25 protein-coding genes are annotated in these 23,346 nt (G+C 70.2%); 22 read left to right on the top strand and 3 right to left on the bottom strand.

Translation table 11 applies throughout. The features are described from left to right. Positions 1 to 30: 30 nt before the first annotated feature. On the top strand, positions 31 to 930 hold the full coding sequence (locus A8W25_RS12045) for an FAD binding domain-containing protein (RefSeq protein WP_067159623.1): 900 nt from the start codon (positions 31 to 33) through the stop codon (positions 928 to 930). 151 nt (positions 931 to 1,081) lie between these two features. On the opposite strand, the gene A8W25_RS34845 is transcribed toward A8W25_RS12045, so the two are convergent. Further along, a complete protein-coding gene (locus tag A8W25_RS34845) occupies positions 1,082 to 1,312 on the bottom strand; it encodes a hypothetical protein (protein ID WP_079125976.1) in 231 nt (76 codons plus the stop codon). Between the two features lie 111 nt (positions 1,313 to 1,423). Between A8W25_RS34845 and A8W25_RS33380 the strand changes: the two genes are divergently transcribed. From A8W25_RS33380 to A8W25_RS11995, 10 genes are all read left to right on the top strand, one after another. Continuing rightward, positions 1,424 to 2,422 carry a (2Fe-2S)-binding protein gene (locus A8W25_RS33380; protein WP_234386406.1) on the top strand — a complete coding sequence of 333 codons (999 nt, stop codon included), beginning with the start codon at positions 1,424 to 1,426 and terminating at the stop codon, positions 2,420 to 2,422. After that, a complete protein-coding gene (locus tag A8W25_RS12035; RefSeq protein WP_067159620.1) occupies positions 2,419 to 4,740 on the top strand; it encodes a xanthine dehydrogenase family protein molybdopterin-binding subunit in 2,322 nt (773 codons plus the stop codon). Before A8W25_RS33380 ends, A8W25_RS12035 begins: the two co-directional genes overlap by 4 nt. A 337-nt stretch (positions 4,741 to 5,077) precedes the next feature. Next, positions 5,078 to 5,596 (top strand): hypothetical protein, encoded by a 519-nt coding sequence (locus tag A8W25_RS12030; RefSeq protein ID WP_079125975.1) that lies wholly within the window; start codon positions 5,078 to 5,080, stop codon positions 5,594 to 5,596. 78 nt (positions 5,597 to 5,674) lie between these two features. Continuing rightward, a complete protein-coding gene (locus A8W25_RS12025; protein ID WP_067159617.1) occupies positions 5,675 to 7,237 on the top strand; it encodes a hypothetical protein in 1,563 nt (520 codons plus the stop codon). Between the two features lie 19 nt (positions 7,238 to 7,256). After that, positions 7,257 to 8,474, top strand: coding sequence for a type VII secretion-associated serine protease mycosin (gene mycP, locus A8W25_RS12020; protein WP_067159614.1), 1,218 nt, complete (start codon positions 7,257 to 7,259; stop codon positions 8,472 to 8,474). Between the two features lie 189 nt (positions 8,475 to 8,663). After that, positions 8,664 to 9,089 carry a hypothetical protein gene (locus A8W25_RS12015; protein ID WP_067159611.1) on the top strand — a complete coding sequence of 142 codons (426 nt, stop codon included), beginning with the start codon at positions 8,664 to 8,666 and terminating at the stop codon, positions 9,087 to 9,089. A 53-nt stretch (positions 9,090 to 9,142) separates the two neighbouring features. Then, entirely contained in the window at positions 9,143 to 11,455 is a 2,313-nt protein-coding gene (locus A8W25_RS12010; RefSeq protein WP_067159608.1) for a DUF6571 family protein, read from the top strand. A 41-nt stretch (positions 11,456 to 11,496) separates the two neighbouring features. Then, the gene (locus tag A8W25_RS12005; RefSeq protein WP_158942485.1) at positions 11,497 to 12,018 is read left to right on the top strand and encodes a hypothetical protein; all 522 of its coding nucleotides are present in this window, start codon (positions 11,497 to 11,499) and stop codon (positions 12,016 to 12,018) included. Between the two features lie 1,012 nt (positions 12,019 to 13,030). Then, on the top strand, positions 13,031 to 13,477 hold the full coding sequence (locus tag A8W25_RS12000; RefSeq protein ID WP_067159602.1) for a GntR family transcriptional regulator: 447 nt from the start codon (positions 13,031 to 13,033) through the stop codon (positions 13,475 to 13,477). 11 nt (positions 13,478 to 13,488) lie between these two features. Then, the gene (locus tag A8W25_RS11995; protein WP_199831725.1) at positions 13,489 to 14,058 is read left to right on the top strand and encodes an HD domain-containing protein; all 570 of its coding nucleotides are present in this window, start codon (positions 13,489 to 13,491) and stop codon (positions 14,056 to 14,058) included. On the opposite strand, the gene A8W25_RS11990 is transcribed toward A8W25_RS11995, so the two are convergent. Together A8W25_RS11990 and A8W25_RS11985 are read right to left on the bottom strand one after the other, a co-directional pair. Continuing rightward, positions 14,046 to 14,519, bottom strand: a complete 474-nt coding sequence (locus tag A8W25_RS11990) for an NUDIX domain-containing protein (protein ID WP_067159595.1) — start codon at positions 14,517 to 14,519, stop codon at positions 14,046 to 14,048. The genes A8W25_RS11995 and A8W25_RS11990 overlap by 13 nt on opposite strands. Then, entirely contained in the window at positions 14,519 to 15,286 is a 768-nt protein-coding gene (locus A8W25_RS11985; protein ID WP_067161076.1) for a helix-turn-helix domain-containing protein, read from the bottom strand. The genes A8W25_RS11990 and A8W25_RS11985 overlap by 1 nt, the downstream gene beginning before the upstream one ends. Positions 15,287 to 15,784: 498 nt before the next feature. Between A8W25_RS11985 and A8W25_RS11980 the strand changes: the two genes are divergently transcribed. The 11 genes from A8W25_RS11980 to A8W25_RS11930 all read left to right on the top strand — a co-directional run bounded on the left by A8W25_RS11980 (position 15,785) and on the right by A8W25_RS11930 (position 23,179). Further along, entirely contained in the window at positions 15,785 to 16,597 is an 813-nt protein-coding gene (locus tag A8W25_RS11980) for a DUF4097 family beta strand repeat-containing protein (protein ID WP_067159592.1), read from the top strand. A gap of 53 nt (positions 16,598 to 16,650) precedes the next feature. Further along, a complete protein-coding gene (locus tag A8W25_RS11975) occupies positions 16,651 to 17,100 on the top strand; it encodes a DUF3307 domain-containing protein (protein WP_067159589.1) in 450 nt (149 codons plus the stop codon). A gap of 97 nt (positions 17,101 to 17,197) precedes the next feature. Next, positions 17,198 to 17,488 carry a hypothetical protein gene (locus tag A8W25_RS11970; protein ID WP_067161073.1) on the top strand — a complete coding sequence of 97 codons (291 nt, stop codon included), beginning with the start codon at positions 17,198 to 17,200 and terminating at the stop codon, positions 17,486 to 17,488. Next, positions 17,485 to 18,579 (top strand): conjugal transfer protein, encoded by a 1,095-nt coding sequence (locus A8W25_RS11965; protein WP_067159586.1) that lies wholly within the window; start codon positions 17,485 to 17,487, stop codon positions 18,577 to 18,579. The genes A8W25_RS11970 and A8W25_RS11965 overlap by 4 nt, the downstream gene beginning before the upstream one ends. Continuing rightward, entirely contained in the window at positions 18,579 to 18,965 is a 387-nt protein-coding gene (locus A8W25_RS11960; protein WP_067159583.1) for an RRQRL motif-containing zinc-binding protein, read from the top strand. The genes A8W25_RS11965 and A8W25_RS11960 overlap by 1 nt, the downstream gene beginning before the upstream one ends. 84 nt (positions 18,966 to 19,049) lie before the next feature. Next, on the top strand, positions 19,050 to 21,278 hold the full coding sequence (locus A8W25_RS11955; RefSeq protein WP_067159579.1) for a cell division protein FtsK: 2,229 nt from the start codon (positions 19,050 to 19,052) through the stop codon (positions 21,276 to 21,278). A gap of 143 nt (positions 21,279 to 21,421) precedes the next feature. Then, a complete protein-coding gene (locus tag A8W25_RS11950) occupies positions 21,422 to 21,673 on the top strand; it encodes a hypothetical protein (RefSeq protein ID WP_067159576.1) in 252 nt (83 codons plus the stop codon). A gap of 16 nt (positions 21,674 to 21,689) precedes the next feature. Beyond that, entirely contained in the window at positions 21,690 to 21,884 is a 195-nt protein-coding gene (locus A8W25_RS11945; RefSeq protein WP_067159573.1) for a hypothetical protein, read from the top strand. A gap of 20 nt (positions 21,885 to 21,904) precedes the next feature. Further along, positions 21,905 to 22,372 (top strand): hypothetical protein, encoded by a 468-nt coding sequence (locus tag A8W25_RS11940; protein ID WP_067159570.1) that lies wholly within the window; start codon positions 21,905 to 21,907, stop codon positions 22,370 to 22,372. Between the two features lie 19 nt (positions 22,373 to 22,391). Next, complete coding sequence (locus A8W25_RS11935) at positions 22,392 to 22,652, top strand: hypothetical protein (protein WP_067159567.1); 261 nt, start codon at positions 22,392 to 22,394, stop codon at positions 22,650 to 22,652. Positions 22,653 to 22,669: 17 nt separating this feature from the next. Further along, entirely contained in the window at positions 22,670 to 23,179 is a 510-nt protein-coding gene (locus A8W25_RS11930; protein ID WP_067159564.1) for a hypothetical protein, read from the top strand. Positions 23,180 to 23,346: the final 167 nt, after the last annotated feature.

The following is a 23,346-nucleotide window of genomic DNA, read 5'->3' as shown; positions in this document are numbered from 1 at the left end:
CGGCCGGGACACCGGGAAGGGGCAGCTGGGTTGACCACGCACGCACCGCAGGCGGCGCAGTCGGTGACACTGCCGGCCTCGCTCGACGAGGCCGTGGCGGCGCTCGCCGCCATGCCCGCCGCCGTGCCCGTCGCGGGCGGCACCGATCTGATGGCGGCGGTGAACCGGGGCCTGCTGCGCCCCGCGGGCCTCGTCGGCCTCGGCCGGATCAACGAGATCCGCGGCTGGCAGTACCAGGACGGCCATGCGCTTCTGGGCGCGGGGCTCACGCACGCGCGGATGGGGCGCCCGGACTTCGCGGCGCTCATCCCGGCGCTCGCGGCGGCCGCGCGCGCCGCCGGCCCCCCGCAGATCCGCAACGCGGGCACCCTCGGCGGCAACATCGCCTCGGCGGCGCCCACCGGCGACGCGCTGCCCGTGCTCGCCGCGCTCGAAGCCACCCTGGTCATCGCCGGTCCCGAGGGCGCCCGCCGGGAGATCCCGGTCTCGCACCTGCTGGCCGGGCGCGAGCTGCTCGCCCCCGCCGAACTCATCGGCCATGTCCGCGTGCCCCTGCTGCACGCTCCCCAGGTCTTCCTCAAGGCGACCGGCCGCACCGGCCCCGGCCGCGCCACCGCCTCGGTCGCGGTCGTCCTGGACCCGGCCCGGCGCGGGGTGCGCTGCGCGGTGGGCGCGATCGCGCCGATGCCGCTGCGGCCCCTGGAGGCCGAGCGCTGGATCGCCTCCCTGATCGACTGGGACGGCGAGCGTGCGGCGCTGGCCCCGGAGGCGCTCAACGCCTTCGGTGAGTACGTGGCCGCCGCCTGCATCCCGGACCCGGTACCCGCGGCCGACGGCACGGAGCCCCCCGCGCTGTCGCCCGCCGTACTGCACCTGCGGCGCACGGTCGCCGCGCTGGCCCGACGAGCACTGGGGAGGGCGCTGTCGTGAGCGAGAACGACAACCACGCGCGCGGGACGGGCGGCTGGCAGCCGGTCCCGCAGGGCGGCGAGTACGACGACGGCGCGACCGCCTTCGTCCAGCTGCCCGCGGACCTGGACGCGCTGCTCGGCGGCGACCCGCTGGCCGCGCCGGGGCACGGCTATGTGCCGCCGATGATCGTGCCGTTGACGCCCGCCGCCACGACCGACCCGGCCACCACCGGCGCCTGGGCGATCCCGACGCCGCTGCCCGAGCCGGACCGGGGCGAGAGCCAGGTGCGGTCGGTGCAGTGGCCCGACGCGTCCGCCGTGCCCGCGCCCCCGCTGCCCGAGCCGGACCCGCTGGGCGAACCGCCGCAGGACCGGCACGCCACCGGCCAGTGGACGTTCACGGACGACTCCGCCCTGACCGGACAGCTGACCGGCCAGTGGACGATCCCGGTCGCCGACGGCGAACTGCCGGATGAATCGGGCGAATTCAGTACATCTTCTCTGATCGAGCAGTGGGGGACGACGCCTCCGGCGACCCTGCCCGGCGGCGCGGCCGCGCCCTGGGCGACGGAGCAGCCGCTGCCGGAGCCCGAGCCCGTCGTGGAGGCGGACCCCGAGGCCGCCGACGCGCGCGTGGAGGACTTCGCCGCTCAGGCGTACGGCCGGGCGCCCCTGGACGCCCGGCACGAGGCCGCCATGGGCCTCTCCGCGCCGCCCGTGGACGCCCCGGCGCCCGTGGACTTCGCGGCCCCCGCGCCCGTACGCCCGGAACCCGTCCTGTCCTGGAACCCGCCCGGCCCCGGGGCGACCCTGCCGGGCGGCGCCACCCCGTACTCACTCCGCTCCCCCTCCCCGAGCCGGAGCCGCAGCTGCCGCCCGCCGCCGACCTGGAGCACCCCCGCGCCTCCTACGTCCTGCGCGTCAACGGCACCGACCGGCCCGTCACCGAGGCCTGGGTCGGCGAGTCGCTGCTCTATGTGCTGCGCGAGCGGCTCGGGCTCGCCGGGGCCAAGGACGGCTGCTCGCAGGGCGAGTGCGGTGCCTGCAACGTGCAGGTCGACGGCCGTCTGGTGGCCTCCTGCCTGGTGCCCGCGGCCACCACCGCGGGCTCCGAGGTGCGTACGGTCGAGGGCCTCGCCGCCGACGGCGAACCCTCCGACGTCCAGCGCGCGCTCGCCGCGTGCGGAGCCGTGCAGTGCGGCTTCTGCATCCCGGGCATGGCCATGACCGTCCACGACCTGCTGGAGGGCAACCACGCGCCCACCGAGCTGGAGACCCGGCAGGCGCTCTGCGGCAACCTCTGCCGCTGCTCCGGCTACCGGGGCGTGCTCGACGCCGTACGCGAGGTGGTGGCCGGGCGCGAGGCGCAGACGGCCGCGGCGAGCGACACGGCGGGCCCGACACCGGGGCATGCGGCCGGCACCACCGAAGAAGCCCGCATTCCGCATCAGGCGGGGCCCGGCGCGGGCGGCGTCCAGCCCCCGCACACGCACGACGGAGGCATGGCGTGAGCAACGACGCAGCCACCGCGACGACCGCGGCGGTCGACGGAACGGGCACCGGCCCCGAGCAGCCGCCCGCGCCCGGCCACGGGCTCGGCGCCTCGCTCCGCCCCGCCGACGCGCGCGCCAAGGCCGAGGGCACCTTCCCGTACGCCTCCGACCTGTGGGCCGAGGGCCTGCTGTGGGCGGCCGTGCTGCGCTCCCCGCACGCCTCGGCCCGGATCGTCTCGATCGACACCTCGGCCGCGGTCGAGATGCCGGGCGTACGGGCCGTGGTGACCCACGCCGACGTGCCCGGCGACGCCGCGCACGGCCGGGGGATCGCGGACCGTCCGGTCTTCGCCGCCGACGTCGTACGCCACCACGGCGAGCCGATCGCGGCGGTGGCCGCCGACCACCCCGACACGGCCCGGCTCGCGGCGGCGGCGATCGCGGTCGAGTACGAGCTGCTCGAACCGGTCACCGACCCCGAGAAGGCGTTCGGTGCCGAACCGCTGCACCCCGACGGCAACCTGATCCGCCACATCCCGCTCCAGTACGGCGACCCGGACGTCACCGGCGAGGTCGTGGTGGAGGGCCTGTACCGGATCGGCCGCCAGGACCCGGCCCCGATCGGCGCCGAGGCGGGGCTCGCGGTGCCGCGCCCCGACGGCGGCGTGGAGATCTACACCGCGTCCACCGACCCGCACGCCGACCGCGACCTCGCGGCGGCCTGCTTCGGCCTGGACCCGGAGCGCGTGAAGGTGGTCGTCACCGGCGTCCCCGGCGCCACCGGCGACCGCGAGGACTCCGGCTTCCAGCTCCCGCTGGGCCTGCTCGCGCTGCGGACCGGCTGCCCGGTGAAGCTGACGGCGACCCGCGAGGAGTCGTTCCTGGGCCACGCCCACCGCCACCCCACCCTGCTGCGCTACCGCCACCACGCGGACGCCGAGGGCCGGTTGGTGAAGGTGGAGGCGCAGATCCTCCTGGACGCGGGCGCGTACGCGGAGGCGTCGTCGGAATCCCTGGCGGCGGCCGTGTCCTTCGCCTGCGGCCCGTACGTCGTCCCGCACGCCTTCGTCGAGGGCTGGGCGGTCCGTACGAACAACCCCCCCTCCGGCCATGTCCGGGGCGAGGGCGCGATGCAGGTGTGCGCGGCCTACGAGGGCCAGATGGACAAGCTGGCGGCCAAGCTGGGCCTGGACCCGGCGGAGCTGCGCCTGCGCAACGTCCTGGCGACGGGCGACCTGCTCCCGACGGGCCAGACGGTGACGTGCCCGGCCCCGGTGGCCGAACTCCTCACCTCCGTAAGGGACTTCCCGCTGCCTACCCTCCCCAAGGACGACCCCGAGGACGACTGGCTGCTGCCGGGCGGACCCGAGGGCGCGGGCGAGCCGGGCGCGGTGCGCCGCGGTGTCGGCTACGCGCTCGGCATGGTGCACATGCTCGGCGCCGAGGGCACGGACGAGGTGTCGACGGCCACGGTCAAGGTGCAGGACGGCGTGGCCACGGTGATCTGCGCGGCGGTCGACACCGGCCAGGGCTTCACGACGCTGGCCCGCCAGATCGTCCAGGAGACGCTGGGCATCGAGGAGGTCCACGTGGCCCCCGTCGACACGGACCAGCCTCCGGCCGGTCCCGCGTCGCACGGCCGCCACACCTGGGTGTCGGGCGGAGCGGTGGAACGCGCGGCCAAAATGGTCCGCACGCAGTTGTTGCAGCCGCTCGCGCACAAATTCGGCATGTCGACGGAGCTGCTCCAGATCGCCGACGGCAAGATCACGTCGTACGACGGAGTCCTGTCCACCACGGTCACCGAGGCGATGGACGGCAAGGAGCTCTGGGCCACGGCCCAGTGCCGCCCGCACCCCACCGAGCCCCTGGACGAGACGGGCCAGGGCGACGCGTTCGTGGGCCTGGCGTTCTGCGCGATCCGCGCGGTGGTGGACGTGGACATCGAGCTCGGCTCGGTCCGCGTGGTGGAGCTGGCGGTCGCCCAGGACGTGGGCCGGATCCTCAACCCCGCCCAGCTGACGGCCCGTATCGAGGCGGGCGTGACGCAGGGGGTGGGCGCGGCGCTCACCGAGAACCTGCGCACGGCCCGCGGCCTGGTCCGCCACCCCGACCTGACGGGCTACGCCCTGCCCACGGCCCTGGACGCCCCCGACATCCGCATCGTGAAGCTGGTGGAGGAGCGGGACGTGGTGGCCCCCTTCGGCGCGAAGGCGGCGAGCGCGGTCCCCGTGGTGACGTCCCCGGCGGCGATCGCCTCGGCGGTCCGCGCGGCAACGGGCCGCCCGGTGAACCGCCTGCCGATCCGGCCGCAGGCGGCGGTGGTGAACGCGTAGGCGGATGCTCGCCCGGAGGGGTGGCCGGGCTGGACGAACGCGTCCTGCCCGGCCACCCGTCATAGCTGATGATTCATGACCTCCGTCGTGGCCATGGCTTTGCTACCGGTCGGAGGCGGGGAACCCTGACGCTTCCCTGCGTGTCCTCGTACAAGGAAGCGATGCACGAGGAAGCGATGCACGAGGAAGCGATCGCTCAAGCGGTCAAGACCGAAAGCAGAGGGAAGAGTTCAGTCTGTCAGCGGTGCTGACTACAGTTACTTACGGAGCTGTAAGGGGAACGGCGAACGGGGAGGCGACTGTGGCGCAGGATGGCGGCGGGGACGTAGGACCCGGGGTGACCGCGCTGGCACCGGTGCTCGGGATGATGCCGGTGGTCGGGGCGGCGGCGGGTGCCGCCGTGGTGGCGGCGGCGGACCTGGCCCGCGAGGCCGAGTCGATGCTGACGTTCAAGAAGCGCGTCGACGCGCTGCTCACCGAGCTGAACGAGTCCGAGGCCTCGTCGGTCAAGATCGGCGCCGACCGCCTGGCGAAGTCGGAGCTCGGCCCGGAGGACTTCAAGGAGAGCGCGTTCCTGTACGGGGTGTACGAGGTCGTCCACGAGCAGATCGGCCAGCTCTCCAAGGCGCTGGGCATGCAGATAGAGGGCCTGTGCATCGCCGTACTGGCGGCGGAGAACGGGTACGACGGCGTGGACGCCGACGTCCGTGACCGGATGCGCGCGATCAGCGACGAGTTGCAGAAGCAGTACGAGATGTACGGGCCCGGCGCGTCGGTGACACCCGGCGCGGCGCCGCAGGGCTCGCAGCCCGGGCAGTCCACGCCGGACAAGGGCGCTACGGGCGGCTCGATCTGATGGACGCGCTGGTGTACGCGGCGATCGCGGCGTACGTGACGGGGGACGACGGGAGTCGGGGAATGGCGGTGCGACGGGATGGCTGAGAACAAGGACCGGAGCGGGCAGGGGGCGCCGAAGCCGCCGCCGGTGGAGCGTACGAACTTCGAGTCCAAGTCCCACCAGGAACTGTGGACCATGGTCCAGGGTATGAAGGGCGACTCGGCGGACGGCCTGGCCAAGAAGCTGGCGAAGGCGTCCACGGCGATCACGAAGATCGGCGACGACCTCAAGCTGCACATGAACCGGGTGGTCTGGCAGGGCGAGGGCGCGAAGGCGTTCACGGACTGGGGCCACGACGCGGCGATGGCCACGCTGGAACTCGGCAAGTACAGCCAGGACGCCTCCGGTTGGCTAGCCTCGGTCTCGCACGCCATCACCCAGGCGAAGTCCGCGGTCCCGACGTACGACCCGACCCTCAAGCAGCAGGCCACCGACACCCAGAAGCTGTACGTCGCGGCCCACCACGACCCCGACGGCCAGCAGGACGCCCGCGACGCGTCGGCCAAGCTGACCGGCCTCAACGAGAAGATGGAGGGCCAGCGGCAGGACGCGGTGCGGGAGTTGCGGCGGTTGGCGGATGTGTATGTGCAGTCGGGGGAGCAGGTGGCCGCACTGAGGCCGCCGGTTTTTCCGCCGCCGCCGGCGGTGTTTGTGCCGGAACGCTCCATTGACAGCAGTAAGTACGTCAGCGGTGGGGGGACGCCGTCGAGCCAGCGAGCCAGAACCTCGACGTCGCAGACCGGCAGTCACGTCTCCACCCCTTCGGGGACGACGCACAGCACTTCGGTGACGTCGCACACCGTGACTCCGGTAGGGGAGACGCTTCCGACTCACGTGCCTGACGTGCCTGTGGGGACGACCATCGACGGCGTCGACACGCTGCCGCCGCCCACTCACGTCACTCCCACCAGCCCTGTTGTCACTCCCACCCCGTCGCCTGTCGGCAGGCCGGACATCGGGCCGATGCCGCCGCTCGGGACTGTTCCGCCCACGTTCACTGGAGGCGGGAAGCACGGTGTGCCGGAGCCCGGCGTACCGGGAGGGCGGCAGGCGACGGGCGGTCTCCGTGGACCCGGCCTTCCGGGGCGGGGCACCGTGGGAGGCCTGCCCCCGAGCTCGCTGCCGCGACCGCCCGGCATCGTCGGCGGCCGTCAGGTACTGCCCGGTGAGGGCCGCCCCACGACCGGCATTCCCCGGGGCACCGTCGTCGGCGACGAGGGTCGGCAGGGGACGCAGGGCCGTCCGCCGATGGCTCACGGTCCGGGTGGCCACGGGGGCGGCGGTGGAAGCCGGGGCGGCTTCTCCGGCGGACGCCGACTGGCGGGCGAGCCCGGCGGTATCGTCGGCGGCCGCCCGACCGAGCCCGGCAGCCGGAGCGGGCGCCCGTTCACGGAGGGCGGCTCGGGTCTCGTACGCAATGGCACCGCCGAAGGCAACCCGCGAGCCGGTCAGACCGGTCGGGGGATGATTCCGCCCGGTACGCACGGCCCCGCCGGGCGGCGGGACGAGCGCGGTGGCGAGCGGCCGGACTACCTCACCGAGGACGAGGAGACCTGGCAGCAGAGCGACCGCCGTATTGTGCCGCCCGTAATCGACTGAGCCTCTGAGAAGGAAGCGCATGCCCACCAGGAGCCATCGAGTCATGAGGCGCGGCCGTGCCGTGTCCGTCGTCCTTGGGGCGCTGCTGGTGGGCGTTGCCGCCACACCCGCGCATGCGGACACGGTCCGTGAGCGGCAGTGGCATCTCGACGCCATGCAGGCCGAGGAGATGTGGAAGACCAGCACGGGTAAGGGAGTCACTGTCGCCGTCATCGACACCGGCGTCGATGACACTCTGGCCGATCTTCACGGGCAGGTACTGCCTGGGCTCAATCTCTCCAGTGAACAGGGTGACGAACACACTGACTGGAAGGGTCACGGAACCGGCATGGCGTCACTGATTGCCGGTACTGGGAAGAGGTCGGCGGCGGACGGTGCCTTCGGTCTGGCGCCTGGAGTGAAGGTTCTTCCGGTCAGGCTGCCGAAGGACACGGAAGGTTCGAAGTTTGTGAACCTCCCTATGTGGCTTGAGAAACTGAGCCAGGGAATCCGCTATGCGGCGGACCATGGCGCCAAGGTGATCAATATTTCGCAGGCCTCGCCGGAGGGCTCTGATGAGCTCACCAGCGCGGTGAAGTACGCCTTGGGCAAGGGATCTTTGGTCTTTGCCGGTGTCGGCAACAGCGGCGACAAGGGCAATCCGATTCAGTACCCCGGTGCAACCCCCGGCGTAGTAGGCGTAGCAGCCGTGGACAAGAAGATCGAAGCGACCAAGGAGTCCCAGCACGGTCCTCAGGTCGATCTCGCCGCCCCCGGCGACGAGATGACGGAGGCCTGCGGCGGCGGCACCCAGATCTGCACCAGCCACGGCACCAGCGACGCCACCGCCCTCGCCTCCGCCTCCGCCGCCCTCATCTGGTCCGCCCACCCCCAGTGGACCAACAACCAGGTCCTCCGCGTCCTGCTCAACACGGCCGGCGGCCCCAAGAACGGGGACAAGCGCAGTGACTACATCGGGTACGGGGTCGTCCGCCCCCGTATCGCCCTGAAGACCCCCGGCGACCCGGGCCCGGCGAACGAGTGGCCGCTGCCCGACCTGGCGGCGGCCGGGACGCCGTCCCCGCAGGCGTCGGCGTCGCCGGCCCCGTCCGCTGCGGGCAAGCCCGTGACGGCCGCGCCTGACTCGGAGTCGGACGACGGCGGTAACACCGGGCTGTGGGTCGGCGTGGGTGCGGCCGGTGTGGTCGTCGCGGCCGTCGCCGTACTGCTCGTACGGTCACGGCGCCGCACCTCCTGAGTCGGACGTGAGGCGACACGCGCCCCACCGGTGATCCGTCAACCCATCCGCCCCATCCCAGCCATTCAGGGGGGATGAAACGGCCACGTACCCCCATAGCCGGAGCATGTGCTGGCGCGAAGAGCGGCCCGTCCGTACGGTGTGGAAGCGGTAAAGGGTCGTCCGGGGGCGTACGGGGGCGGGGTCCGCATGTCGTTCGAGGAAGAGTGGCGCCAGGCGCAGGCGAGTGCGGCCGCGAACGTGGCCATGCGGCTGAACCGCGTCGACGAGGGGCCGAGCGGGCCCGGGGCCGCCGACCTCAGCGTGCGGCGCGACGACCTCGGCGTGGTCGGCGGGGACGCCTTCAAACTGCACGACGGGCTCAGGCGCGACGGTAGTCACGCCCGCGAATCCACCGGCTCCGCGGCGACCGCGCTCACCGCCCGCAACTTCACCAGCGGCGGCGAACTGGCGAAGGTCCGCACCAAGTGGGACACCCAGCTGCGGACGCTCAGCGACGCCTGCGCGCAGATCTCCAACCACCTCGACTACTCGATGGCCGCCCACGCCAAGGACGACCAGCGCGTCGGGGGCGAGTTGCTCGCGGTGTCGCGGATCGACGCATACCTGAAGTAGGCCGCGGGCAGCGGGCCAACGGGACTTCGAGCCATCAAGGTCGGTATCAGGACATGCTCACGTACGACGACGTGGTGAACGCACCGCTCGACAAACTGAAGACCGCGGTCGACGACTGGGCGGACATGGTCACCCGGCTGAAAACCCTCGCCGAGGAGGCCCGCAAGGGCATGAAGGCCCACGCCGACAAGGCGGACTGGGCCGGGGTGAACGCGGGCGTCACCAGGCAGTTCATCGACAAGACGGCCAAGGAGTTCGAGGACGCGGCGGCGGAGGCGAAGGGGATCCACGCGGTACTGGCGGACGGGTACGCGGCGTTCAAGCGGGCCAGGGACGAGTTACGGAAGATCGTCGACGGCTCGGAGCAGTCCGGCATCGTCGTGGACGCGCAGGGGCGGGTCACCGCCCGCTACTCCGTCGCCGGAGACTACGCCGCGCGTCACACCACCCCGGGCGTCTCCAGCGATCTTGAGATCAAGCGGCAGAACGACGCCGTCGAGCAGTGGCAGCGCCGGATCAAGGTGATCGTGGAGGAGTGCGACGAGGCGGACGAGTCGTTGCGGCGGGCGCTGGCGGCGAACGACGGGAGCGAGCACGACTTCGCCCCGCCGAAGTTCAGCGGCCTGGAGGACGAGAAGGCGGCTCGGGCCGTCGAACTGGCCAGGAGCGCCACGGGGGACGGGGGCGTGGCGCGTAACGGCGAGGCCCTTCGCCGGCTCCGGGAGCTCGTGCACGACAACGCGAGGGATCCCGAGTTCGCCACCGCCTTCTACCGCCGGATGGGCGCGGAAGGCACGCTTGAGCTGTACACGAAGATGTCGCTGGACGCGACGGGCCTGGGTGCGGCCGGCCAGGACCGGGTCGCGATGGTGCATGGCCTCCAGGACGACATGGGCGACATGCTGGGCGTCGCCACCGATCCGAGGACGCGCGGCCACCTGGACGCGACCTGGACCCTCGACATGATGCGGGCCGGTCGCAAGCGGATCGACATCCCGGGGGTCACGAGCATCGGCGCGAAGGTGTACGGGTACCAGGCGCTGGGCGCTTTGCTGCGTCAGGGCCGGTACGACAAGGAGTTCCTGGTCCCGATCGGGCGCGACATGGTCGGGATGGAGCACGCGGACCCGGGCATCTGGGAAGGGAACGTGCCCACCTCCCCGGCTCTGGCCTTCAACCTCGACAAGGGGGGCGGCCGCGGCTTCGACCCCATGACCGGTCTGATGCAGGCGATGGGCAACAGCCCGGAGGCGGCCACGGCCTTCTTCAACGAGCCCGTACGTGAGGACAGCGATGGGGACGGGATCGTCACCACCGACGACAAGCCGGTCTCCGGTGACCAGGGGCGCCCGCAGGGGATGGTCGACTACGCCCTCGACCGCGAGGCGACGGCGGACTGGTTCGACACGGCCCCCACCGACGGCCCCGTCCCGACCCCCCTCCAGACCGCGACCGGTAACGCGCTGGAGGCGGCGGTCACGGGGCGGGTGGTGGGGGATGAGCACGCAAGGCCCGTGGAGCACACCGAGCAGATGGCCAAGGTGATGGAGCGGGTCGTCACGAAGGTGGGAGGCTCCCCGGAGCTGGTGACGGGCGAGGGCGACACACCCGGCCCACTGGCGGGGCTGTCCGGGAACTTCGGGAACATGGCTGCGGAGTACATGCCGGATCTTCAGGCGGCGGCGGAGAACGGGGCGGGGCAGGCGAAGCCGCTGGGTGTGCCGGCCACCTTCGATCCGGGCCGGATGGCCCATTTCCTGACCGCCGTGGCACAGGACCCCGATGCGTACGGTGCGATCACCAACGCGCAGCAGGTATACACGACGCTGTTGGTGCACGATGTGTTCGCCCATCCGGAGAACCATGGAACGGACGTCGGTGAGGCAGTGCGCAACGCTGTTGGGCCCGGTGGGCAGATCGCGGGAATGATGGCCGAGGGGCGGGTGGAGGCGATCCACGAGAAGCACTCTTCGGATGACGCCAAGTTCAACAAGGCAGTGCAGGACAAGGCCGATTGGACCAATCGGATCATCAGTGCCGTCGGGGCCAAATACATTGAGATGCTGCCGGTCGGGGGTGACGCTGTGAAGTGGTTCCAGGAGGATGTTACGAAGTCCATCGTTGAGGGAGCGCAGACTGACTCCTCGGCGGAGGCGAGTCAGGAAGCCGCCGGTTCCTACACGAAGGCCGAGTCCCGTACCAAGCAGGCGGCGATGAGCGCTGTGGGCACGGCTGGCCAGAGTGCCGGACTCTCGGAACGGGACATTCGCGAATACCAGGGAACCGCTTCGTCATCGGCCGGTCTTGCCTTTTCCGCGGGCCGGGACATGGTGGACAGTTCTGCGCCTCGTGGTGGTGGGAAGTGATACGCCGTGTGGGCCGGGCTTTTGGGTCCCTCCTCGCCGGAATGGTGGTTCTGAGCGGTTGCTCGGACAGCAATGATTCAGTGCCGAGCCTGCCGAAGAGCATGTGTTGGGGGGCGTTCACAGGGGCCTCGGTCGCGCCGCTTCTGCCCCACGGCAGCAAGGCGGAACTGTCGAAGGATCGCCCCTTCGATGTGTTCGGTGCACGGGGCAGTACGTATTGCAGCCTGTTCATCGACGGCGATGCGCGGTTCATCGCATTCGCCGAGCGGCGAAGGACCGGCAAGGGAACGGAATGGAACGGATGGGCGCGGTCGCGCGGAACGCGTATCGACGCCGGTGACGAGGCATTCGTCTGGGACGGTGGTGCAGGTTCCGTGTTCCTGTGCGAGCGCCCGGACCTGCCGAGGAGCGACGCTCTGCCCAAGTCGGCCAAGTATGTCGAGCTGACACTGACCGCAAACAGGGCCCCCGAAACGCCAGAATCCCGGAAGACCCTCACTGCCCTCATGCAGCGTTACGTCGACTTCGCCAAGCGTGAGCTGAAGTGCGCGGGCGGGGCCTGACCTCGAAGGCAGGGTTGCCGGATCCGCTCGTTCTGCGGCCCGTCGCGTGAGGCCGTGAACGGCGAGAGCGGGCGCCCTCCCCGTCATAGGGGGGACGCCCGCTCGTAGGTGTTCGTGGAGGCCGTGACCGGAATCGAACCGGCGTAACTCGCTTTGCAGGTTTGTCCACGCTGGTCAGAGCATGGTCCGGAGTCGTACGCGCCCGTTCATGCTCGTATGCGAAACGGCGCCGGGTGGGTCTCACGTGCGGCCGTGAACGGCTGCGTACAGCCATGAACGAGACGGAAACTGAGACGGCCTGGAGTGCTGGCCGAAGGTGCCTAGCGGCCTGTCGTCTTGCCGCATCGCTCACGCTGGAGGCCGTACTACGGCACTCTCGTGACTATGAACGAAGCCATAGCTGGTCTGGTCGGAGCTTTTGTCGGCAGCGCGCTCACCGCAGTTGGGGCGCTAGCCCAGGCACGGGGCGCACACGCCCAAGCCAGAGCGGCGCAAGACGCGGCAGATGCTGGACGAGCACAGTGGGCCCGGGCGAGCCGAGAGAACGCCTGGGTCGCATTTCATGACATCTCGCGGGATATCGAGGCGGACATATATGCCTTCGCGGTGTATCAGCGAGCTGCGCTCAGTGAATCCCCCTTGCTGTCGGATGGACGGGCACGAAAGGCGTGCCGCGAATCGAGTTTAGAGATGCAGCACGGCATGTGGAATCTCCAAGAGGCCTTGGAGATCGTTAAGCTTCATGCTCGCGACGAAACGACTGCGGCTGCGGAAGAAGTAACGCGCGCGTGTGCGCGCTTCGTTCGCCGCGCAGAGTGGTGGGTTCAACTGGGTATGCGCCAGGAGGACAGCATGACCCCTTGGGATGACGAACGACACGCCGTAAGGCAAGCTCGCAGTGCTTTCGAGCAGGCTGTGGTCAGAGCCCGTCAGACATCAGGTAGCTGATTGCCAGTCGCATGGGACGTGGGACCCTTAGCAGCGAGGGATGGGCGTTGCGAGAGGAGTCGAAGTGCCGGAGGCCAGTCCGCGCGGAACCTACCTGATCATTGCGGAGACGCTGCGAAGCGAGATTCAGGCGGAGCAGGCTGACGACGCCTTGCCGTCGGAGGCCGACCTGATGGAGTCGCACAGCGTCTCCCGGAACACGATCCGCCGCGCGCTCAAGGTTCTCGAAGCTGACGGGGTTGTCGAGTCCGCCCCCGGGATCGGTTGGCGCGTGGTTCGGGGAGGTGACCGGCGGTCGCTCGCGGAGCGCATGACGGACCTGATCAAAGAGGACGCACTCTCGGTAGGGGACACCTATCCGTCCGAAGCGAAGCTGTGTGAGAGGTTCGGAGCGTCCCGGACCGCTGTGCGCCGTGTGCTTGCCCAGATGGAGGGAAACGGCTTGCTCGCGACCGTGCACGGCAAGGGGCGGACCGTGCTTGCCCTCCAGACTTCCACAGTCCGGCCGTAGCCTTGGCCATCATGGGACTCACTGAGTGGGCGTACACGCTCTCCGAATCGCTGCTTTCTGATCCGCTTCCGCGCCGGTGGGCGCACTCACTCGGGGTCGCCAAGCGCGCCCGTTCCCTGAGTCCGATCCTGGGCGACGACGCGGAGGTGTTGGAAGCGGCGGCCGTGCTGCATGACATCGGCTACTCGCCGGCCATCGCTGCCACGGGCTTCCATCCCTTGGACGGCGCGCGCTTCCTCAGAGATCAGGAAGGAGCGGACGAACGGGTTGTTCGTCTCGTGGCGCATCACTCCTGTGCCTTGCTGGAAGCGGAGGAACGCGGACTTCGCCACGAACTTGAGGGCGAGTTCGAGCTAGAGCGTCCCGACTTGGTCGACGCCTTGCTGTACTGCGACATGACCACCACGCCCGACGGAACGCAGACCACGCCTACGGAGCGCTTGCACGAGATCGTGCGGCGGTACGGCCCGGACACAATCGTCGGCCGGTTCATCCAGCGCGCAGCTCCGGAGATCCACGCAGCGGTGTACCGCGTTCAGTACCGGTTGGGGCAGGTCTACTATTTCGATCAACCGATGTAGGGCGCTCGCCGCGCGTCATCAAGGCCGTGCCTGATACGCAGCATCATCGACGGGTGGATGTCGAGTCCGTCAAGGTCCGCTGGATCAATCCAGCGGACCTCTTTCGACTCGCTACTTGTGCGTAGCGAACCGCCGACTGGGTGTGTCCGGAAGCAGATGGAGAACTGCTGCCGGACCTCGCCGTCGTCGTACGCCAACACGTGCTCGGGGTCGGTGTAGAGCCCGACGATGTTGTCTACCTCAACATCGATACCGGTCTCTTCCCGTACCTCACGAACGACCGTGTCCGCGATGCGCTCGCCGATGTCATGGCCGCCACCAGGCAGGGCCCAAAGGTCGTTGTCGGTCTTGTGGATGAGCAACAGCCGCCCCGCACCGTCCCGGACAACGGCTGTCACCGACGGGACAACCGAGTTGGCGGTAGGAGCGTGCGGGTCACGGAAGTAGTCAATCCGGCTCATCAGCTTGTGCCTTCCCAACCAGTAGGTGACGAGACCGGACGGGCCGCCTGCCAGACCTTCTCAACGCTCTCAGCGTAGGCGTCGAAGAGTTCACCGCCGGGGACGCGCCGCAGGTGGAGCACGGGCGCCATGTAGGCGCCGACCCCGTACAGGTGGCCGTTCGCCAGCATCTCGTCATCGGCCCGGTAGATCGAGTTATAGAGCGTGGTGCCGTGCAAGCGGAACTCGACACCCGGGAGCCCGAAGAGCGGGGCGTAGTTGATGAGGGCGTTACGAATCTTGCCCGCCATCGCGGCACCGATCCCTTCGTCCTCGCCCCTCACGGACACAGCCGGCGAGTCGGGTTCCCCCAGCATGAAGCGGATGTGTACTCCGTCGGCCGCCTTCTCCTTCACGATGCGGTGAAACGTCGCGTCCTCGGTGAGCCAGAACCCCGAGTACACCAGTAGGTCAAACTGCCGGGTGGCCTTGGAGTACAGGTTCGTCCAAAGGGTCTGCATCACTACGGACCGGTGCGGATACAGCCTGACCAACTCGGCGTTGCCCGTGGCGGTCACCTCAGCCGACGTTCGTTCGTCCGGCCAGAGGTACGACACTTCGCACTTCAGGAGTGAGGCGGTCGCGTACTGGAAGCGTCGATAGGGCTTGCGCTCAGGGTCGTTGATCCAGCGCTCTACTGTCTTGGCCGAGACCCCGAGACGTTCGCCTACCTCATCAAGGGTCAGGCCCAAGTCGACGATCGCGCCACGTAATCGTTCGTTAGCCACGTCCAACCTCCGCATGTGCGGGACGACTTGGTACGACTTCACGCTAGCCAAGAACGACCTGAGTCGTACAGGTGCGAAGTCGAACGTCGCCGTCGGCGCCGCCACTCTGTAGGTACATCGAGCGCGAGGGGCGCGCGAACTCCAAACAGCCGAAGGGCTTGACGGGGCGAACCTCTCTCTGCAAGATGAGGGACATGTAATACATGTTCCTCTCGATCGTGCCGCTTCGGCGGGGCGACCGAGCGCACGGCAAGGGGCCCGGGACAGAGCGGGCCGAGGGACCCGGACCCCTGGTCAACCGGAGGGCTTAGATCGAAAGATCACGTCTCCATACGCCTGAAACGGGAGCTCGTGTTCCCGAAGGAGACGACGTACCACGGCACATCAACGCGCCGCCGCTTGCGGTGCGTTCGCTCTCATTCCCGGCGCGGCGGCACTCCCGGACAGGACAGCCCGCCGCGCCCGGTCTCTCATCCCGACGCAGTCAGGAGTTCTTCCATGACCGAGCGCATCATCCCCGTGGACGTCGTCGGCCCGATCGCCCTGGATCTGACGATGGCCACCGGCAGTATCCGCGTCGTCGTCGACCCCGCGCTGAAGCAGGCGCGCATGGTGTTGACGACGGAAGCCACCTCCGGCCCGTCGGCCGACGCGATCCGCGACACCACCGCCAGCCTCACCGGGCAGAACCTGCGGGTCCGCGTCCCGGACGTCGCCGGCGGCATGAGCGGCAGCACCACCATCCGGATGGGCGGCAACACCATGACGTTCTCCGGCGGCAACGGCGTGCAGATCATCAATGGCAACGTCCACATCTCCGGCCACGGCGGCGGCAAGGTCTTCGTCAACGGCCGTGAGGTCACCGCCACCGGCCCGGCCGGGGAGGCGGTGACGCCGATCAGCGCCGTGGTTCACCTGCCCGCGCGGTCGGTGGCCGCGATCAGCACGCACAGCGCGAACACCGTCGTCACGGGCACGCTGGCCCGGTTGGAGTACGACGGCACCTCCGGGAGGCTGACCGCTGAGCGCGTCGGTGATCTGGAAGCCGTCGTCACCAGCGGCAGCGTCACTGTCGGCGAGGTGAGCGGCCTGCTGGACATCAACCTCACGTCCGGCAGCGTCAACGTCGGCGCCTACAGCGGTCATCACGCCCGGCTGAACCTCACGTCCGGCAGCGTCCGCATGGCGGCGACCTCGCAGGCCAGCGGCCGTCTGTCCGTGAACGCCACGTCCGGCAGTGTCCGCGTCACCGGGGCGGCTCACCTGAACGTCCGCCGCCGGGTGACCAGCGGCCACGTGCAGATCAGCTAGCACCCCGACCGGCCCGCAGCTCTCACCGTCTTCCGGACAGGAGTCCGTCACCGATGCACGCTGCCACGTTCACCGCCGTGTTCGTTGTCCTGTACGTCGCCCACAGCGTGGGTGATCACTGGGTGCAGACCTCGCCCCAGTCCGCGCACAAGGGCCGTCCCGGGTGGGTCGGCCGTCTCGCGGACGCCCGGCACGTCGCCACCCTGACACTGACCAAGCTCGCCCTGCTCATCCCGGCCGCCGCCCTGCTCGGGCTGCACCTGTCGGCGTCCGGCGTCGTCGTCGGCCTGGTGGTGGACGCGGTCTCGCACTGGTGGGCCGACCGGCGCACCACCCTCGCGTGGCTGGCCCGGGTGACCGGCAAGGGCGAGTTCTACCGGCTCGGTGCCCCGCGCGCCGGCCGCGACGACAACCCGCACATCGGTACCGGCGCCTACGCGCTTGACCAGTCCTTCCACCACCTGTGGCTGCTGGTCGCCGCGCTCATCATCGCCGCTGTCTGACCCCCGGTTCTTCGCGGGGCGGTCGCACTCCCGGACAGGACAGCCGACCGCCCCGCGCCCCTCCCGACGTACCCGAATGGAGAGATCCATCATGCGTATGCGCAGCTTCGTCGCCGGCCAGGAAGCCCACGGCGACGCCGAGTTCGCGGAACTGGCGCTCGGAATCGACATCGACCTCTTCCGGGGCCCGCTGAAGCCCGAAACGGACGGCGAGCGTGCCGCCCGCCAGGACGCGGCCCGTGACGTCCTCGTCGACCTGCGGGCGGAGGCGGAGGCCGGTGACGAGATCGCCGGTTGGGACGCCCTGTACGCCGACGCGTTGACCCGCACGGTGCCCTTCCTGCGCGCCGCCCGTGACTACCAGCCGGGGGCGGGGGAAGCGGCATGAACGCGACCCGCGAGCCTCTGTCGAAGATTCAGGCCGGTGTGCTGACGGCCGCGTTCGTGCCCATGCTGGGCGCGGGCGTGATCGGCGGTATCGGCACCTACAGCAACATCGGGCACGCCTACGGCACGGGGACCGCGCTCGGCGCGCTCGGTGCCGGCGAGGGCGCAACCGCCGTCCTCGCCCTGGTCCTATTGGGGCTGACGATGCTGGGACAGTCCTCCCCGCGTGTCGTGCGGATCGGGCTGTGGGCTCTGCCGACGGCCGCCGCCGTCATGGGCGCCATGGCCGCGCCGGACCCGGGACGCACCGTGATCTACGCCCTGACCCCGATGGGCATGTCCGTGTCGGCGGAGGGCATGGCGTTCCTCGCGCGCCGGATCGTCGTCCACACGGATGGCCGGGATGCGGAGAACGAGCGGCGCACCGCCGACATCGTGCAAGCCCTCGCCTACCACCGCGCCCGTGCCGCCCACCACCCGAGCGACCGGGTCCGCAAGCGGTCCGATCGGGCGTCGTGGCGTCTGGCCCGCAAGGTCGGGGTCGGGGATGCCGCCCTCGGATCGCGGCTGCTGGAGGTCCAACGCGCTCGGATCACGGGTGGTGCGGATGCCGCGCTGATGTCGATGTTCGGCAGCACTGGTGCCGTACCCGCACTGGTCGTAAATGCGGAGGAATCAGCCAAGACAATGAGGAATCGGTCTACGGCTGACCTGCCCGAATCGACCCCGCCGCCCGTGGCGGTCAATCCGCTCCGGATTCCGGCAGCGGTACAGGTCGGCTTCCTCAAACCGGTGATCCCGCCCAAGCCCGTCCCGTCGACCGTGCTCGCTCCGATCGGGCAGACGTCGGCCGCGCAGTCGGCCCGGCCGCGCCGGGCGACGGGTCGGGTGCCGCAGTCGGCCCGGTCGACTCAGCCGCGCCGAAGCCCGGAGCAACTGCTCACCGAGGCACGGACACTGGTGGCCGACTGGTCGGATGCGGAGCTGACTGCGGAGGGGATCCGCCGGGCGCTGCACACGTCCCCGGCCAACGCCCGTGCGCTGCGGGACACACTGCGCACGGAGCGGGCCGCCGCTGAGGCGGTCGCCTGATGGCCACCGCGTACGCGAAGTGCTTCGACCCGTCCGGCGCCCGCTACGGCATCCCGACGTTCCCGTGGCGGCTGGCCCCGGAGGGCTATGCCACCCGCCGACAGCTCCGCACGCAGGGCTTACGGCCCGGGGGTCAGCCGGTGGCCGCGCAGGTCATGCGCCGCTCACGGCACCACACGGGCGGGGTGAGCGTGGCCTACCTGTACCGCGTGGATCGGGCGTTGCCGGTGCGGCCGATGACGGCCCGCAAGTGGGGTGCGCTCGCGTTGGCGATGCTGGCGCGCCGTACCTGCCCCAACTGTCGGACCGACGCGGGGTACTGCATCCCGCGCTCACTCGGCATGTGCGTGACCTGCGCCTACCCCGAGGAACAGCGCGCCGCTTGAACCACCCCGAATCCCGGGCCCGGCCGCCCGACCTTCCACAGCAAGCCGGCCGGACCCTTCGACTCCCGAAGGAGTGCGTACATCGTGACGGAGAACCCCGAGTTCCTGTCCCCGGACGACCCGGAGGGCACGGACGAACGGACGGCTGAGGTACTGCCGTTCCCACTGAAGAAGAAGACCGACCCCACTGACTCGGCTACGTCGGCCGGTGTGGTGAAGCCGGGGGAGTGGGAGGCTGAACTCCCCGACACCGACGACCCGGAGGCCGACGGCCTGAGCGAGGGGGCGCCGGTCGACCCGCCGCGCGAGGTCTACCCGCCCTCGGTCGCGGAATGGATGGAGGCCAAGGACAAGGCCCGGATGCCGGTGCTGCCGGACTGGGTCAAGCTCCCCGACCAGCGCAAGGCCGTGCGCAAGTGGGCGTTTCGGCATTACTCCGCCGTGGCCGGCTATCACGCGATCCGGCTGCCGCTGGTCTACACGCCGAAGATCTGCATGTACTTCCCGCGGGGCGCCTGGCGGTGGTCGACGGCGATCGGTCGGTGGGTGTTCGACGCGGAGGGCAAGGGGCTGCGGCTCGCGGCCGTGGCGAACGAGGACGCGGGCGAGTACCTGAAGCTCTCGCGCCAGCGCAACGACCGGGTCCGGCTGCGGGGGATCGTGGCGACGATCGGCGCCGTCATCGGTCTGGCCGCCGCACTGACGCTGTACGTCATGGCGCCGTCGTGGCTGCTCCTGCTGGCCGTGGCCGCGATGACCACCACCCTCGGTGCGGTGGGTGCGCCGGCCGACCAGCCGCTGATCGACATGGCGAAGGTGACGTTCCGCAAGCGCAAGCTGTCCTCGGACATTGTCATCCGCGCGCACGAGGTGGCGGGGCTGACCAGCAAGGATCAGACGATCGGTTTCCCGCGCCCGATCGGGCGGGACGGCGACGGCTGGCGGGTCGTGGTGGATCTGCCGTACGGCAAGACGTTCGAGGACGCGATGAAGGCCCATGCCCGGCTCGCCTCCGGTATGGACATCGCGCCCACGCAGCTCTTCCTCGACAAGGACGAGACGAGCGGGCGGCGGGTGTCGTACTGGATCGCCGACCGTGACCCGCTCGCCGTCCCCTCGGGCAAGTCCCCGTTGCTGGGGGCGACGCGGGTGGACTTCTGGAAGCCGTTCCCGTGGGGCGTGGACGAGCGCGGCAACCCGGTCATGGCCACGATGCTGTGGCTGTCCCTGCTGGTCGGTGCCGTGCCGCGTCAGGGCAAGACGTTCTCTGCCCGCACGATCGCGCTGGCCGCCGCGCTGGACCCGTACGTGCGGCTGTACGTGTTCGACGGGAAGGCGTCGCCGGACTGGCGCACGTTCACCAAGGTCGCCCACCGCATCGGGTTCGGGATCGTACCCAAGGGCGGGTTCGACCCGGTTCAGCATCTGCTGACCTCGCTGCGCGAGCTGAAAGCGGACGTCGAAGACCGCTACCACCGGCTCTCTGAACTGTCGCTGCACGTCTGCCCGGAAGGCAAGCTCACCCCGGAGATCAGCCGGGACAAGAAGCTGAACATGCCCCTGGTCCTGTTCGTGGTGGACGAGGTGCAGGAGTACTTGACCCACCCCGAGCACGGCAAAGAGATCCTGTCGCTGATGGTCTACCTCGCCCGGGTTGCCCCGGCCGTCGGCGTCAGTGTGATGACGGCGACGCAGAAGCCGGACGACAAGGCGTGCCCCTCGGAGCTGCGTGACCAGCACCAGGCTCGGTTCGCGCTGCGGGTCGGCGCCTACCAGGTCTCGGACACCATCCTTGGCGCCGGCTCCTACAGCGAGGGCCTGGACGCGTCCAAGCTGCTCAAGTCCCACAAGGGCGTCGGTCTGCTCAAGGGCATGTCGGACGACTCCGGGATCGTGCGCACCTACCTCGCCAACGGGACAGACGCAGCGCGCATCCTGACCCGCGCCGCCGCCCTGCGCGAGGCCGAAGGAACCCTGTCGGGCGACGCGGCCGGCGAGGCCCCGGCCCCGGAGGTATCCGCGACGATCCTGGACGACGTCGCGACTGTGCTCGGCAAGGGCGAGACCAAGGTGTGGTCCGAGACCATCGTCGACCGCCTCGCCGACCTGCGCCCCGACGTCTACGGGCCGTGGGCCGACTTGGAGCCCAAGCCCAAGGCCGAAGCGCTCACCGCCGCGCTCAAGCCGTTCGGCATCGGCACCGTGCAGATCAGTCGGCGAATCGACGGCGAACAGGTCAACAAGCGCGGCATCAAGCGCGACGACATTGCCGCCGCGATTACCCAGCGCAACCAGAAGAGGGATGCCGGATAGGTCCCCGCAGCCCGCTACCGGTAGCGGCAGACGTCGCTACCGGTAGCAACCCTGCTAGCGACCCAAACCGCCCCTGATCAGGCCGCTAGCGTCTAGCGGCCGACCTGCGAAAACTCCCTTCAACCCCTCTGAGAGGGCCCCTGATGAGCCTTGCAGTGCTCGCTACCGCATTCCTGCTGATGGTCACCCTTGGTTACGTCGCCGCATGCTGGCTGAGCCCGTTCGGGGACTGCCGCAAGTGCTCTGGCATGGGCCACACCATCAAGACCAACCGCAAGGGCAACGCCAAGCGCGGCAAGGACTGCCGCCGCTGCGACGCGACCGGCAAGCGCATACGTGTCGGCCGCTGGATCTACAACCGCGCCGCGCGCACCTACCGCGCCGGCACCCGCTGACCCGCCGGGAGACTCCGTGACCCTCACCGTCCCGCTCGTTCTGCTGCTCGCCGTCGTCGTCGTGCTGCTACTGCGGTTCAAGGCCGTCGGCGCCGGTGCGGCCGTCGCCGTCGCGCTCTTCGGCTTCTACCTCGCCCACACCGGCGCGGCCGACACCGTCAACCAGCTCGTCACCGCCTTCACCGACGCCTTACCCGGCATCAGCCGCTGACCCGAAAGGAGACCAGCACCGTGAACGAACCCACCCCGTACGGCCGTCCGGTCGCACACGAGACGGCGGCCGTGCACGTCCACACCCCCGCCCCGCTCGTCCCCGCGCACACGACACCGCTCGTGCCCGTGCAGCCGGGCGCCGTCCCGGCCGTGGCGAGCGTCGTCCTCCCGGACGGCCGCGTTGTCATCGGCTACGCCATCGAGCCCGCCAAGCCCGAACCGGTCGCCGCCAAGCCGGCCGTCTCACGGGCGGCGGTGAACATCGCGCTCGGAGGCATCGGATTCGGCGCGGTGTGCGGCGGCCTGGTCCTGCTGACCACGTTCATCGCCGCGCTCGCCGCGTTCATCCACCAGCTCATCATCCTCGCCGCCGTCATCTTCGGCGGCTGGATCGCCGTACAGGCCTTCAGCACGAGCGGCCACAGCGGCGGAACCACGGTCAACATCCGCAAGGCCGTCATCAAGCGGAACAAGTTCTACAGCTGACCAAGGAAGGCCAACACCCTTGATCCGACTCCGCATTCAGGTCGCCCACTGGCTCCGCCGGTCCCTGGTCCTGACCGACACGCCCCGCCCTCACTGCCGCAACTGCGACGGCGTGGGCGGCATCCCGCACGACTACGGCCACCCCGAGACCGGCGAGTACGACGGCATCGACTGGGAGCCCTGCGACTGCTGGACGCAGTGGCGGACGGTCCTGCTCCCGCTGCCGTACCGGCAGCGGCGCACCCTGCCCGACAGCTACAGCGACGAACCGCCCTTCTGACCCTCGCTAGGAGAGACGTGATCGAGATCCGCATCATCTGCGACCCTGCCGACGCCGACCGCGTCACCACCGCGCTCAACAGTGCGTTCGCCATCGGCGCCGTACGCGACTACCCCACCCGCGACGGTAAACACCGGCGCCTGTACGTCACCGCCGACCACCGCCCCGAGTTGGGCCCATGGCCGACCCCGGACGAGGCGTACACGCTCGCTCCGAGCATGGTCAGCGAGATCGGGTGGACCGCTCAGGCGGCCGTCGACAAGCCGTTCGGCAAGGACCTTGACCGGGAGTACTGGCTTCGCAAAGCCGCGCTGTTGGACCGCATCGCACTCCAGGACGAGGCCGACGGGTTCCACGGTGACGCGTGCGAGGTGGCCACGGAAGCGGCCCGTCGACTGATCGAGCGCGACCGGGACGGCGAAGGCGACCACCGCGGCACGCCGTACTGGCCGGAGCACCCGGCGAGTGCCGCCGACCCGCGCGCCTACGTCCGCCAGGAATACGCCCACTGGACCAAGAACCACTAGCTGTGCCCGTGGGCGGCGGCACTCCCGGACAGGACAGCCCGCCGCCCACGGTCTCCGAGTCCCGACGTTGCAGAACAGGAGACCTACAGCATGACCCAACTGCGCGTTTCCGGCGAGGGCCCTTCGGCCCACGCCACCCGATCGGGGCGAGTGCCCCGGCCGCGTCT

Source organism: Streptomyces sp. ERV7, assembly GCF_001653515.1.
Lineage (GTDB): Bacteria > Actinomycetota > Actinomycetes > Streptomycetales > Streptomycetaceae > Streptomyces.
Note: the sequence above shows the minus strand (reverse complement) of the source record. Positions and strands in the feature narration are given on the sequence as shown.